The following is a 13,379-nucleotide window of genomic DNA, read 5'->3' on the forward strand; positions in this document are numbered from 1 at the left end:
GAAACAAAAAATTATTTTTTGCTGCTAAGTGCACCGAAGCGCTTGTTGAAGCGATCAACACGGCCGCCAGTGTCTAAAATCTTTTGCTTACCAGTGTAAAACGGGTGACACGCAGAACATACGTCTAAGTGAATGTCTTTACACAGAGTAGAACGAGTTTCGAATTTGTTTCCGCATGAACAAGTTGCAGAAATTACTTCGTACTTAGGGTGAATACCTTCTTTCATAGGAACCTCTAGTTAAGGCCGCATCGCTCTCCAAACCCGAAGTCTGGCACCATACGTCGTTAAAACAAATTTATTGGTCGCGAATTTTATCCAACAACCCGCAAGCACACAAGCTTTAATTACCCTTTTTGCTAAAAAGTCGGCAAACACCTATTCATTACTGATTTGTCGGTAGGCTTTTAATGCTATTTTTAGTACATTAAACCATTACGTTAATTGGTTGAGTTGTTATGCATTTTGCTGAAGTTGCAATAAAAGTCCCCTTGCCTCGCACCTTTGATTATAAAGTGGATGAGCAATTAGTACCGCTGACTCAATTACAGCCTGGTATGCGCGCGTTAGTCCCTTTTGGCAATCAACGTAAAGTAGGGGTTATTCTTAGCTTAAAAGCGGATACAGCAGTCCCCGAAGGCAAAATAAAATCTATTATTGAAGTTATTGACGACTCACCGGTGTTATCTGCGCAGCATTTAGAGCTACTGAAGTTTACAGCGCGTTATTATTGCTATCCACTCGGTGAAACTATTCATATTGCATTGCCCAGTGCACTGCGCCAAGGTGAGTGCCCTGATAAAACCAGTATAAACATGGTGACATTAAGCGAAAAGGGGGCACTTTTACCGTCTTTAAAAGCTAAAACACAGCTTAATCTGCTTAAGCAATTATCAGCATCCGGTAAATCATCATTAACCGAACTCAAAGCCCTCGGGTTTAATAAAAAAACCATTGATACCCTTTTAGATAAAGAGCTAATAATTCAAACCATTGAACACGACAATCAATGGCAACATACCTCGCCAACGGTTGGCAGCAAACCTCGTTTGAATAAAGAGCAAGCCATTGCCTGCACTGCAATTAATCAAAGTACTGGGTTTAAGAGCTTTTTGCTAGAAGGTGTCACTGGCAGCGGAAAAACCGAAGTTTACCTACAATGCCTAGAAGAAGTATTAAAACGTGGCGAACAGGCGCTAGTGCTTGTTCCTGAAATAGGGCTAACGCCTCAAACGGTCAATCGTTTTAGACGTCGCTTTCCTGATACCCCTATTATGTTATGGCACTCGGCATTAACCGATAACGAACGTCTACAAACATGGCGCTTTTGTGAAAAAGGCAGTTGTGCCATTGTTATAGGCACCCGTTCGAGTATTTTTCTGCCATTTTTAAAGCTCGGGATGATTGTGGTTGATGAGGAGCATGATGCCTCATTTAAACAACAAGACACTTTACGCTATCATGCCCGTGATTTAGCTGCGTATCGTGCCTATCAGCATCAAATTCCACTTATTTTAGGTAGCGCCACGCCGGCATTAGAAACACTGCATAAAGCAATTAATAACAAATACCAGTTACTCACATTAAGTGAGCGCGCGCAAACCGCCACCGATAATCAGTTTAAGCTGCTCGACATGAAAGGTCAGCCTGATCGAGCCGGTATTGCGCATGCCAGTCTTGCAATAATGCGCCAGCACCTAAATAGAGGAAAGCAGGTGATGGTATTTTTAAATCGCCGTGGGTTTTCTCCTACCTTGATTTGTCATGAATGTGGTTGGTTGAGTGAATGTAGCCGATGCAGCACCAGTGCGACTTTCCATAAGGCAATAGGCCAAATGATTTGCCACCATTGTGGCGATCAATATCATGTACCGCATCAATGCCCTGACTGTGGCAGTACGCAAATATTTCCTAACGGCAAAGGCACCGAGCAAATAGAAGAGTTTTTAAGTAGTGAATTTGCAGACACCCCGATCAGCCGTATCGACCGTGACTCAACTCGGCGTAAAGGTAGCCTTGAAAAAGCACTGGATGAAATAAACCAAGGCGGCGCACGTATTTTAGTTGGTACGCAAATGCTGGCAAAAGGCCATCATTTTGCTGATGTTAGCCTAGTACTTATTTTAGATGTCGATAGTGGTTTGTATTCGTGTGACTTTAGGGCTACTGAGCATTTAGCACAATTAGTAACACAAGTTGCAGGACGCGCGGGACGTTCTGGCGAACCCGGTGAAGTATTATTACAAACGCACTTTCCTGAGCACCCCTTATTACAAGACTTAGTTAATAATGGCTATCAAGATTTTGCCCGCTTTGCACTCACTGAGCGAAGTGATGCACAGTTGCCACCTATTACAAGTATGGCAATTGTTCGCGCACAAGGGCATAACATAAAGCAAGTCGTCGACTTTCTAACGGATTTGGTTCCTGTCAATGGGGTATCTGGTATACAATTGCTCGGACCGATCCCCGCGCCTTTAGAAAAAATTGCGGGAATGTATCGTTTTCAATTACATATTCAAGCGCAAGATCGACGCATACTACATCAGTATCTCGCGCAAATGGTTGATTATCTCAGCACTAGCAAACTTGCACAAAAAGTTCGCTGGAGTTTAGACGTAGACCCTACAGACATGATTTAGGTAAGGCCACATATAACACCATGGCACAGCACGATTATATTAATAAAAAACCAAAAAATAGAAAAAACACTAAACAAGAGCCGGCAAAAAAACCCTTCCCGTTTTTGTTAATCATTATTGCCTTGTTACTAGTCGGTGGTTTTGCATACGGACTCTGGTTTGTTAAAAACAATGCCGATCCAGAGCTTGTTGAAAAGCAAGCAAATCCAACACCCGAAAAACAAGTAGAAATAGCTAAACCGCGGCCACCTAAATTTATTAAAGAAATTAAAGAGCATGAGATTCAGGTTGAAGTAAAAGAACTTGAACAAAAAGGTCCTTATGTCATGCAATGTGGTTCATTTAGAACCCATCAGCAAGCTGAAACCTTAAAAGCTAAAATAGCGTTTGCAGGATTAATTTCAGAAATCAAAAAAACCACAGGCAGCAATGGTATTTGGTACAAAGTGCGTTTAGGGCCTTATGAAACCAAGCGTCATGCAGAAAGTGACAAGAACAAACTTAAACGAATTAATATTGTCGGCTGCGGAATTTGGGGCTGGACTTGAATTTAAACCATTCACCCATATAACCTCTTCATAATCGTTTTTTACGCGCTGCCCCTTGCAGCGCGATGATGAGGAATAACATGACTACAATCGTAAGTGTACGCCGTGATGACAAAGTTGTTATTGGTGGTGACGGCCAAGTATCTCTTGGTAACACAGTAATGAAGGGCAATGCCCGAAAAGTTCGACGTCTTTATAATGGCAAAGTTATCGCTGGGTTTGCTGGCGGCACTGCTGATGCCTTTACTCTTTTCGAACGTTTTGAAAGCAAACTAGAAATGCACCAAGGTAACCTCACTAAAGCGGCTGTAGAAATGGCTAAAGATTGGCGTAGCGATCGTGCCCTGCGTAAACTTGAAGCTTTACTTGCTGTTGCTGATGAAACAGCTTCGCTAATTATTACCGGCAACGGTGACGTGGTGCAACCAGAAAACGACCTAATCGCAATTGGCAGCGGCGGTAACTTTGCGCAATCAGCTGCAACCGCCTTATTAGAAAATACCGACTTAAGTGCTCGTGAAATTGTAGAGAAAAGTCTAACAATTGCTGGCAACATCTGTGTATTTACGAATAACTTCCAAACTATCGAAGAATTGTAATAGGAACTCGCTATGTCTGATATGACCCCAAGAGAAATTGTTCATGAGCTAGACCAACATATTATTGGCCAAGCTAAAGCGAAAAAAGCGGTTGCTATTGCCCTTCGTAATCGCTGGCGCCGTATGCAGTTAAACGAAGACTTACGCGCAGAAGTAACGCCAAAAAACATCTTAATGATTGGCCCTACGGGTGTAGGTAAAACTGAGATTGCTCGTCGTTTAGCAAAGCTTGCCAACGCACCTTTTATTAAAGTTGAAGCCACTAAATTTACAGAAGTAGGTTATGTCGGCAAAGAAGTTGAAACTATCATCCGTGATTTAGTTGATGTTTCAATTAAAATGACACGAGAGCAACAAACTAAAAAGTTCAAACATCGCGCTGAAGAAGCGGCTGAAGAACGTATTTTAGATGTATTACTGCCTCCAGCGAAAGATCAATACGGTGAAGTTCAGCGCGATGAAAATTCATCGACACGCCAATCGTTTCGTAAAAAGTTACGCGAAGGCCAATTAGATGACAAAGAAATTGATATTGATTTAGCCCAAGCTCAACCTAATATTGAAATTATGGCTCCTCCTGGTATGGAAGAAATGACCAACCAGTTACAGGGAATGTTTCAAAACATGGGTGGTGATAAACGCACTAAGCGTAAGCTTAAAATTAAAGAAGCGTTTAAGTTACTTACTGAAGAAGAAGCCGGTAAACTGGTTAATCCTGAAGAATTAAAAGAACAGGCCATTTTTGCAGTAGAGCAAAACGGCATTGTGTTTATTGATGAAATAGACAAAATTTGTAAACGTGGTGAAGCCTCTGGCCCAGATGTAAGTCGTGAAGGTGTACAACGTGATTTACTTCCGCTTATTGAAGGCTCTACCGTTAATACCAAGCACGGCATGGTAAAAACTGACCACATGTTGTTTATTGCCTCAGGCGCATTCCAAATGTCTAAACCATCAGACATGATCCCTGAGTTACAAGGCCGTTTACCTATTCGTGTTGAACTTGAAGCACTCACAGCCGATGACTTTAAACGTATATTAACTGAGCCACACGCGTCACTTACTGAGCAACAACGCGAGCTACTCAAAACAGAACAAGTCGCTATTGAATTTAGCGACGACGCAATTGAGCGTATTGCTAAGGCAGCATGGCAAGTAAACGAAAAAACCGAAAATATCGGTGCGCGTCGCCTTCATACAGTTATGGAAAGGCTAATGGAAGAGATTTCATATGACGCTTCTGAAAAAGCGGGTTCAAGCCTTGTTATTGATGCCGCCTACGTTGAAAAACACTTAGGTGCGCTAGTTGAAGATGAAGACTTAAGTCGTTTTATTCTTTAATTGAAAACACAAACAGTTATACTAAAAGCCTCCAATATGGAGGCTTTTTTGTAAGCGAGATGACGATGAAACAAGTTACAAAAGTGCACTATCATAGTGTGAGTAAAAATTTAGATGTTTATTTTGATGATAACTCTGAAGTTATATTTAGCGCTGAGTTTTTACGGGTACACTCTCCCTCAGCAGAGGTTCAAGGCCATGGAACTGAGCCTATGAAGTTAGTACTAAATAAACAAGCAGTGGGAATTAAAACCATTACGCCAGTAGGGCATTACGCGTTACGTTTAGAGTTTGACGATGGCCATAATAGCGGGCTGTTCAGCTGGCAATATTTTGCTAAGTTACAAGCTGAACAAACGAGCTTATGGGATACGTATTTAGAACGTGTTAAACAACATGAAAACAACAAAGACAGCGTACCCATAAAGTTTGTCCCCTAGTATTTAGTCTGAACTTATACTCTGTGAATGAGAAAAAAGCGGCAATTAAGCCACTTTTTTCTGTTAGTAGTTAAACCTTATATTTTGAAATTGCTTGATGAAGTACCCTTGCTTGCTCAGAGACCTCTTCACTGGTTTGCGCATTAGTTTGTGAGTGAGCCGCAGCCCCCTCTGCAATATCTCGAATACGGACCACGTTTTTATTTACCTCAGAAGCCACCTGACTTTGCTCATCAATAGCAGTAGCAATATGTGTACTCATTTCCATAATAGTTTGCACATCAATGGTAATTGATCCTAGCAGCTCACCCGCTTTTGTTGCTTGTGTAGCACTTTCGCCACCTTGAGTACGACATTGGTGCATGATACTCACAACTTCTTGAGTACGCTGTTGTAGGGTGTTAATAATGCCTTCTATTTCGCTGGTTGACTCCTGCGTACGCTGTGCAAGTGAGCGCACTTCATCTGCAACAACCGCAAAGCCACGACCTTGTTCACCCGCTCTCGCCGCTTCAATGGCAGCATTTAAAGCAAGTAAATTAGTTTGCTCTGCAATCGCACGTATCACATCAAGCACAGAACCTATGGTTTCACCATCTTTTTCTAGCTGAGACACCACGCTGGAAGCTTTACCAAGTGAATCAGATAAGGCATTAATATGCTTAATGGTTGACTCAACTTCAACCTGACCTTGCTGGGCGCTTACATTGGTCGATTCAGCTTTTTTAGCGGCGGCTTCAGTATTGTGTGAAATATCTTGAATCGTTGCCTGCATTTCTGTAGCAGCGGTTGCTACCATATCCGCTTCATGTAATTGCTCTTGCATACCAGAGCTTGTCGCTGAGGTTGTTTCAGATAGATTCTCTGTTGCTATATTAAGCGTTGTTAGAGCCGTATTTACTTCATAGATGAGATCTTTAAAGTCACTAATTAAACTATTAAAGTCTATGGTCATCCTCGTTACTTCACCTTTCCCTTTGTGCTCTATGAATAAGCTTAAGTCATTGTTTCGTCTGATCTGATCTATTGCTTGATAAACTTTTTCAATAGGCTGGATAATTGAACGACTGGTTAAGTACACAAGTAGCATAACGATGATACCTGCAATTATAAATATGACTATTGCTAATAATTGCGCCTGCTGCGCCGTTTCAGTTACTTGCTGTTTAGTCGCATTAGTGATCAAAGTAACCACTTCATCACTTTTCTTGACGCTTATTCTCATTTTCCCTAGGGCACCCGAATCTAAATCGACGCCTAATTCCACCTGCGCCTCTACCAATGCAGTAAATTTATTTTGGTAGTTAGCCATTAACGAGGCTAATTGATTACGTGTATTATTGGGTAGCTCTGCAGCATTTACTTGTTGTTTCAACTCGCTTGCTAATTTATTAAATCGATCTAAATACTTGGTATCTAAACGTAACATAAAATCTTTTTCAGCTCGGCGTAGCTGTAGCATAGTGGTGAGTAATTGGTAATTATTTTGCTCACTAAGCAATGTTTCTATTTTATGAACTGCTTCTCGCAGCTCGCCATATAAAGCGTCTTTTGGGTGCAACCCGATTTTACGCTGTAGTTTTACAACATTTTGAAAGTCATCATAGTACTGTTGGGTTAACGTAGAAAATTGATTGACCTGAGCCGTAGCAATATTTAAATCTGCAGATAAAACAGATAGCTTTTCTAGTTTAAATTGTAGTTTTTTATATTCTTGTGCAAATAGCTCTAAACTAGACTCATCTTTGTAAAACAAAAAGTCTTTTTCGTATTTACGCATCGAAAGCTCATGCACATCTAGCTCTTCAGCGTACTGAATAGTTTCATTTAATTTAAGCATAATACGTGCTTCATAAATGATGATGCACAGCATAACAATCATGGCTAAGCCAACGATTAATGCATTAAATTGTAAACGACGTTTAATCGTTAGATTCTGTAAAAAGTTCATTGTAAATACCTAAATTAAATTTGCCAGTTCAGTATAACGTGATGCTTTCTTGTATTAACATAATTTTGTTACATGAAATAAACAATAATGCCTATCATTAAAAACCATAAAAAAGGGCTACCAGTAAAATTTAACCATTTACAAACTCCCTTTATACAAATGGACAATATAATCATCGGCCTGATCACAGTATTATTTAATTTTAACAGTCTCGCCAATCAGAACTTACATCTCTCGCACTTATAAGCGCTCAGTCCATAGCTTAAAAAAATTTATTTATAAAGATGACAATTTTATTAAAAAATTATGAGTCGTGTTATTGATTTAGTTCTATTTCTGGCTAAATTTACTGCAATTAAGTCGTTGTTATTGAATATAAGGAGGGTATACTAAGTTACTAACTTATGTATCTTTTGAGGATAAAATAATGGATTACAGCACTTCTGATTTATGTGACCATTTCGCTGATGTGGTTGACGTGCTTGAACCTATGTTCATCAACTTTGGTGGTCGACACAGTTTTGGTGGCCGCATTAAAACGGTAAAATGTTTTGAAAATAATGAACTGATCCGTCAATTGCTTTCTCAAGATGGTACAGATCAGATTTTACTTATTGATGGTGGAGGCTCCACTCGCAGAGCCTTAATTGATATTGAACTGGCTGAGCTGGCACTTGAAAACAATTGGCAAGGTATTATTGTATATGGTGCACTGCGCCATGTTGATGAACTTGAAGAACTGGATTTAGGAATTCAAGCCATTGGATCAATTCCGGTTGCAGCTGACAGTGAAGGCGCGGGTGAAAGCGGCATAGGCGTTAACTTTGCGGGTGTATCATTTTTCGATGATGATTTTGTTTATGCCGACAGTACAGGTATTGTACTTTCTGCTGAAGAATTAGAGCTAGAAATAATAGAGCTGTAGCGTGACAGCTCACCTTAAAGTATATAACGAAAGCACGCTCAAGCGCATTTGTTCTAACCGTGCAGGTGAACAAAAAGCGTGGCAGTCAATGGCATTACTTGACGAAAACGTTAATATACAACAAGCGCTTACTGATGCTGCACAGTTTGGTATGCGCTTTGTTTTACTGGGCGTTTGCGAAGACATTGGACCTAGAGCCAATTTAGGTAAAGGCGGAGCACAGCATGCTTGGCCCGCTTTTTTACAACACTTTTTAAACCAACCTCACAATCACGCTATTGCCATGCAAAAAGTGTTACTCCTTGGCGAAGTAAACCTTGATGACTTAATGGAACAAGTACACCCGCTTGATAACCAAAATCCTCTCGATTTAGACCAATTACGTCAGTTGTGCGCTGAGATTGATGTGCGGGTTGAAGCAATTTTAAGCATGATTTTTAAAGCCGGTCTTGAACCCATCATTATTGGTGGCGGACATAACAACTGCTTAGGTATTATTCGCTCGCTTGCAAAATATAAAAACAGCGCAATTAACGCCATTAATTTAGACCCCCATGCCGACTTTAGAGAGTGTGAAGGCAGACACAGTGGCAATGGTTTTCACTACGCCTATCAAGAGCAGCACCTTAACAGTTACCATGTAATTGGCTTACATGAGCTTAAAAATAATCAACAAATTTTTAATGCGATGCAAAGTGCAAAATTTAGTTTCACCAGCTATCAAGCGATTAATGTTAGGCGAGAAATAAGTTTAACGGAGGCAACTAACAATGCACTAAACGCATTTGATAACGCACCGTTAGGAATAGAAGTTGATTTAGATAGCCTAACCAACATGCCTGCAAGCGCATTTAATTATTGCGGTTTTGATGTTAGCGATGGCGAGCATTATGTTTATTTAGCTGCAAGTAATCATCACAGTGCTTATTTACATTTATGCGAAGCAGCACCGTCGCAACATCCTCACTCTCTTGCTGCGGGTAAATTACAATGTGGTCAAGTTATCAGCGCCTTAGTAAATACCTACCTGCAAACAAAGCAAAAAATTTAATCTTCCCTAGTCTTCTTGTGCCTGTAACCACTGTTTAAACCAACTCATTAACCCTAAGCTACTTAAAGGGTGTCCGAAGTAGTAGCCTTGTGAGGCATAAGCTTTCAAACTTTTCACAAATTTAAGTTGGTCCAGTGTTTCAACACCTTCAAAAATCACTTTTGTTTGTTGCTGATTATGCATTTCTACCATGCCGCTTACTAAGCTGCGTATATTATTTTGATTACTAAAGTCAGCAGTTAAGGCCGGAGATACCTTAATATACTCCACCGCTAAACTTGGTAATTTAGATAGTAATACGGGGTTATCTCCCAAGCCATCAACGCATACTTTTAAACCTAAACTGTTAAGCCTTGCGATCATGGCTCTGCCTTTATCATCTAGGCTGGTAAAAACATGAAGCGGACATTCAATAATTAAATCGCCTGGTCTTAGTTGATGCTCACCAATTACTCCGTAAACAAAATCAACAAACTCTTCATTGAGCATTTCTGGGCCAAATAAATTAACACTCAAAGGCACCGACATCCCTTCCATACGAAGTGCCATGGCTAATTCGCCAGCACGCTCTATAACAAAGGTAGCCAGTGAATAACCAAGCCCTGCAATTCTAATATCATTTATAAATCGGCTTGCCGATAAGGTGCCTTGCGTGGGGTGTTGCCAACGCAATAACAATTCTAAAAATTCAATTTGGCCATCGCCGTTGCGAATAACGGGTTGAAAAAACAGCTCAAACTCATCAGCAAAGCTGATATTCGCAAGCTCTGTTAATCGCGCTTGTTGCTCTAAATGCTCAACCGTCATTTGTTGATGATAAGCCACTATTTGTTTGCTTGGCTGACTATCAAGTGCCAAGTAAGCATGACTAATTAAATCATCAAAGTTCGTACTTTGTTGATCGCAATGAACATAACTGGCTCTTACCTTTACTTCAATAGTGCAATTTGCCACGTTAAAGGGCTTTAATGTAGCGCCAATAATTTGCTTGATAAGCTGTTGATGTAAATGATTATGGCTTTGTAGAACACAAATAAACGCGAAATTTAACCCGCCTAAATGCGCTAATTTAGCGTGCGGAGCAAGGAACAACACTTCATCACTGTCTAGTAAGTCTTTTATTCGATTTGCCGACTGCGACAACAATAAGTCACCAAAATCTCGTCCAATATGTTGATTTACCTGCGCAAACCCCTCTAGCCTTAATACAATAAGTGCGGCTCTGAATGGACCTTCATCAGTAAGCTCATTATACTTTTGACGTAACTGTTGTTTATCGGGGAAGCTGGCTAAGGGTGAGTTTTCAACATACACCTCAGGCTCGGTTTGTGGCTTTAAAGGCGCAGTAGTTTTAGGCTCATTATCAGCTAAAAAACCACTGACTGAGAGCAGTAAAATAGCCATGAGCAACCACGCTAAATGCAGCGTAAAAAAGAGATACCCTATTAACAATAAAGCAAGTAATGCGCTTGCACAGGCACTGATAAGAAATGGTTTTTTTTGCTTTTGTAACTTCGCTTGATATAAATTAAAACCAAAACCAAGCGCTAGTAAAATAGCGAGCCAGGGTATTGCGCTACTCACCATAGCGAAGCCAATGAGCCCAGTACATACAAAGCTGAGTCTCATTACGTTACTTTTAACGGTTAATAGCGTGGCAACCATTGCCATTAAAAGTGCACCACTTAAAAAAATAGCTAAATTGATGTAGCTCAATAACGTTCCATCCATAGCTGACGTACTCACTGACATTAAATAAAACATAGGTTTAAGAGTTAATTTTATACAAACTAGCTAAGTTTACCCAATATCCATAGATTTAACAGTTTATTTACCCCAAACTGATAACTTAATTGTGCAGGATGGTCAATTTGCCAATGAGCTATATCTGCGCGAGCGCCAACTTTTAACACCCCTCTATCAGTAAAACCTAAAGCACGAGCCGCATGTGCTGTTACGCCAGTTAATGCCTGCTCTGGGGTGAAATTAAATAAGGTACAGGCCATATTCATCATTAATTGCAACGAACATAAGGGTGATGTGCCGGGATTAAAGTCACTGGCGATCGCAATGGGTACTTTGTATTTATTTAACAGTTCAATTGGTGGGTATTTCGTTTCTTTTAAAAAATAAAAAGCCCCAGGCAGTAATACCGCCACAGTGCCTGCGTTTGCCATAGCTTTAACGCCTGTTTCATCAAGGTATTCTAAATGATCAGCCGACAGGCCATTGTATTGTGCTACCAGCGCTGCACCGTGTTGATTTGATAATTGCTCGGCATGACACTTGATTGCCAAACCCTGTTTTTTAGCTGCATCAAATACGCGTTGAGTTTGTGCGTAGCTAAAGCCAATGTCTTCACAAAATACGTCAACTGCATCCACTAGGTCATGTTCAACAAGCGTGCTTAGCATTTCATTGCATACTAAATCTATGTAATCATCACTGCGGTTTTTAAACTCCAAAGGTAGTGCATGCGCCCCTAAAAAGGTGTTAACCACGTCAATAGGATGATGTTGATTTAACAGCCTAGCCACCTCCAATATTTTTTTCTCATTGTCTATATCAAGCCCATATCCTGACTTAATTTCAACCGTTGTCACCCCTTCAGCTAACAATGCATTTAAACGCTCTTTTGTTGCTACGAATAACTGTTCGTGGTCAGCCTCTCGGGTTGCTTTAACTGTACTTGCTATTCCCCCGCCCTGCGCGGCTATTTGCTGATAGCTCACGCCCTGCAAACGCTGCTCAAACTCTTGCGCACGAGAACCGGCAAACACTAAATGTGTATGGCAATCAATTAAGCCAGGGGTTAACCATTGCCCTTTTACACTTAATATCGGGGTGGCTAACACATCAAAATTAGGTAAGTCAGCTTGCTTACCTAGCCACACTATTTTGCCATTTTTAATAGCTAGCGCCGCATTTTCTATTGCCCCATAAGGCGCATCAATATTGCTATCCATAGTGGCAATGTTGGCATCTGTGAGCAATAAATCGATATCATTTAACTGTTCTGTAGATTCTGTGGCTTGCATAAGTTTCTCCGCGATAATGTTCAAACAAGTTTAACAACACATCTTGTATATACAAGGTAATTATGCCATCTTATTAAGTATTGTTTATTTTTAATACATCAAAAGCGTCTATGCCAACACCTAAATTTACACAAATAAAACAGTTTATTGTGGACAAAATACGTAGTGGGCTTTGGCTTGAAAACCAACGCGTGCCCTCAGAAAATGAACTGGCAAAGCAGTTTGCGGTAAGTAGAATGACCGCACGTCGAGCGTTAAGTGAGCTAACTGATACAGGCATTTTAACCCGTAGCCAAGGGCTGGGTACTTTTGTCGCAAGCTTTAAGTCGCAATCATCATTACTCGAAATAAAAAACATTGCACATGAAGTCAAAGAGCGAAACGGAAACTACAGCTGCACAGTACAGGTGTTGGAATCAATCAATGCCGTGGCGCCAATTGCTATTGCTTTAGGTGTTGAGGTAGATAGTGTGGTGTATAGAAGTGTCATTATTCATAACGAAAACGACAGTCCCTTGCAAGTTGAAGAACGCTTTGTAAACCCGTTACTTGCCAAGAATTATTTACAACAAGATTTTACCGCTCTCACCCCACACGAATACCTATCAACGGTTGCCCCTTTAACACAAGCAAGGCACACCGTAGAGGCTATTACACCAAGCAGTGAAATGTGCCAATGGCTTAACCTGTATAACGAAGAGCCATGCTTACAAGTAATACGCCGCACTTGGTCGGTTAACGGGATTGTTAGCTTTGCACGACTTATATCGCCGGGTAGTAAGTACCGCTTGGGCGGACAATTAACATTTAAAAACAATAATAAAGCCCATAACGCTTAACACTAT

12 protein-coding genes are annotated in these 13,379 nt (G+C 40.6%); 8 read left to right on the forward strand and 4 right to left on the reverse strand.

Translation table 11 applies throughout. From position 1 onward, the window contains the following. Positions 1 to 11: 11 nt before the first annotated feature. A complete protein-coding gene (gene rpmE, locus CWC30_RS02940; protein ID WP_008115018.1) occupies positions 12 to 227 on the reverse strand; it encodes a 50S ribosomal protein L31 in 216 nt (71 codons plus the stop codon). 230 nt (positions 228 to 457) lie between these two features. Here rpmE and priA point away from each other — a divergent pair, with 230 nt between their 5' ends. From priA to CWC30_RS02965, 5 genes are all read left to right on the forward strand, one after another. Next, on the forward strand, positions 458 to 2,641 hold the full coding sequence (gene priA / locus CWC30_RS02945) for a primosomal protein N' (RefSeq protein ID WP_138626380.1): 2,184 nt from the start codon (positions 458 to 460) through the stop codon (positions 2,639 to 2,641). A gap of 20 nt (positions 2,642 to 2,661) precedes the next feature. Next, a complete protein-coding gene (locus CWC30_RS02950; protein ID WP_028834485.1) occupies positions 2,662 to 3,189 on the forward strand; it encodes an SPOR domain-containing protein in 528 nt (175 codons plus the stop codon). A gap of 80 nt (positions 3,190 to 3,269) precedes the next feature. After that, positions 3,270 to 3,788 carry an ATP-dependent protease subunit HslV gene (gene hslV, locus CWC30_RS02955; RefSeq protein ID WP_008115012.1) on the forward strand — a complete coding sequence of 173 codons (519 nt, stop codon included), beginning with the start codon at positions 3,270 to 3,272 and terminating at the stop codon, positions 3,786 to 3,788. A gap of 12 nt (positions 3,789 to 3,800) precedes the next feature. Continuing rightward, entirely contained in the window at positions 3,801 to 5,129 is a 1,329-nt protein-coding gene (gene hslU, locus CWC30_RS02960; protein WP_013463899.1) for an ATP-dependent protease ATPase subunit HslU, read from the forward strand. A 65-nt stretch (positions 5,130 to 5,194) separates the two neighbouring features. Further along, the gene (locus CWC30_RS02965; RefSeq protein ID WP_036981078.1) at positions 5,195 to 5,569 is read left to right on the forward strand and encodes a gamma-butyrobetaine hydroxylase family protein; all 375 of its coding nucleotides are present in this window, start codon (positions 5,195 to 5,197) and stop codon (positions 5,567 to 5,569) included. Between the two features lie 70 nt (positions 5,570 to 5,639). Here the strand turns inward: CWC30_RS02965 and CWC30_RS02970 are convergent, their stop codons facing one another. Continuing rightward, positions 5,640 to 7,520, reverse strand: a complete 1,881-nt coding sequence (locus CWC30_RS02970; RefSeq protein ID WP_138626381.1) for a methyl-accepting chemotaxis protein — start codon at positions 7,518 to 7,520, stop codon at positions 5,640 to 5,642. Between the two features lie 427 nt (positions 7,521 to 7,947). Here CWC30_RS02970 and rraA point away from each other — a divergent pair, with 427 nt between their 5' ends. Next, a complete protein-coding gene (rraA, locus tag CWC30_RS02975) occupies positions 7,948 to 8,445 on the forward strand; it encodes a ribonuclease E activity regulator RraA (protein WP_008115004.1) in 498 nt (165 codons plus the stop codon). Between the two features lies 1 nt (position 8,446). Further along, positions 8,447 to 9,496 carry a formimidoylglutamase gene (locus CWC30_RS02980; RefSeq protein WP_138626382.1) on the forward strand — a complete coding sequence of 350 codons (1,050 nt, stop codon included), beginning with the start codon at positions 8,447 to 8,449 and terminating at the stop codon, positions 9,494 to 9,496. A gap of 6 nt (positions 9,497 to 9,502) precedes the next feature. Here CWC30_RS02980 and CWC30_RS02985 read toward each other — a convergent pair whose 3' ends face one another. Next, positions 9,503 to 11,227: a GGDEF domain-containing phosphodiesterase gene (locus tag CWC30_RS02985; RefSeq protein WP_138626400.1), complete on the reverse strand. Its 1,725-nt coding sequence runs from the start codon at positions 11,225 to 11,227 to the stop codon at positions 9,503 to 9,505. A gap of 59 nt (positions 11,228 to 11,286) precedes the next feature. Continuing rightward, positions 11,287 to 12,534 (reverse strand): imidazolonepropionase, encoded by a 1,248-nt coding sequence (hutI, locus tag CWC30_RS02990; protein ID WP_138626383.1) that lies wholly within the window; start codon positions 12,532 to 12,534, stop codon positions 11,287 to 11,289. 110 nt (positions 12,535 to 12,644) lie between these two features. On the opposite strand from hutI, the gene hutC reads away from it, so the two are divergent. Next, complete coding sequence (gene hutC / locus CWC30_RS02995; RefSeq protein ID WP_138626384.1) at positions 12,645 to 13,373, forward strand: histidine utilization transcriptional repressor HutC; 729 nt, start codon at positions 12,645 to 12,647, stop codon at positions 13,371 to 13,373. The last annotated feature ends 6 nt before the right edge of the window (positions 13,374 to 13,379 follow it).

The sequence above is a fragment of the Pseudoalteromonas sp. S4741 genome (genome assembly GCF_005886135.1).
Classification (GTDB): Bacteria; Pseudomonadota; Gammaproteobacteria; order Enterobacterales; family Alteromonadaceae; genus Pseudoalteromonas; species Pseudoalteromonas tetraodonis.

Excerpts from the sequence above, each read along its gene's own strand:
- rpmE (WP_008115018.1), bottom strand. The coding sequence starts at position 227 with ATGAAAGAAGGTATTCACCCTAAGTACGAAGTAATTTCTGCAACTTGT.
- priA (WP_138626380.1), top strand. The coding sequence starts at position 458 with ATGCATTTTGCTGAAGTTGCAATAAAAGTCCCCTTGCCTCGCACCTTT.
- CWC30_RS02950 (WP_028834485.1), top strand. The coding sequence starts at position 2,662 with ATGGCACAGCACGATTATATTAATAAAAAACCAAAAAATAGAAAAAAC.
- hslV (WP_008115012.1), top strand. The coding sequence starts at position 3,270 with ATGACTACAATCGTAAGTGTACGCCGTGATGACAAAGTTGTTATTGGT.
- hslU (WP_013463899.1), top strand. The coding sequence starts at position 3,801 with ATGTCTGATATGACCCCAAGAGAAATTGTTCATGAGCTAGACCAACAT.
- CWC30_RS02965 (WP_036981078.1), top strand. The coding sequence starts at position 5,195 with ATGAAACAAGTTACAAAAGTGCACTATCATAGTGTGAGTAAAAATTTA.
- CWC30_RS02970 (WP_138626381.1), bottom strand. The coding sequence starts at position 7,520 with ATGAACTTTTTACAGAATCTAACGATTAAACGTCGTTTACAATTTAAT.
- rraA (WP_008115004.1), top strand. The coding sequence starts at position 7,948 with ATGGATTACAGCACTTCTGATTTATGTGACCATTTCGCTGATGTGGTT.
- CWC30_RS02985 (WP_138626400.1), bottom strand. The coding sequence starts at position 11,227 with ATGGATGGAACGTTATTGAGCTACATCAATTTAGCTATTTTTTTAAGT.
- hutI (WP_138626383.1), bottom strand. The coding sequence starts at position 12,534 with ATGCAAGCCACAGAATCTACAGAACAGTTAAATGATATCGATTTATTG.
- hutC (WP_138626384.1), top strand. The coding sequence starts at position 12,645 with ATGCCAACACCTAAATTTACACAAATAAAACAGTTTATTGTGGACAAA.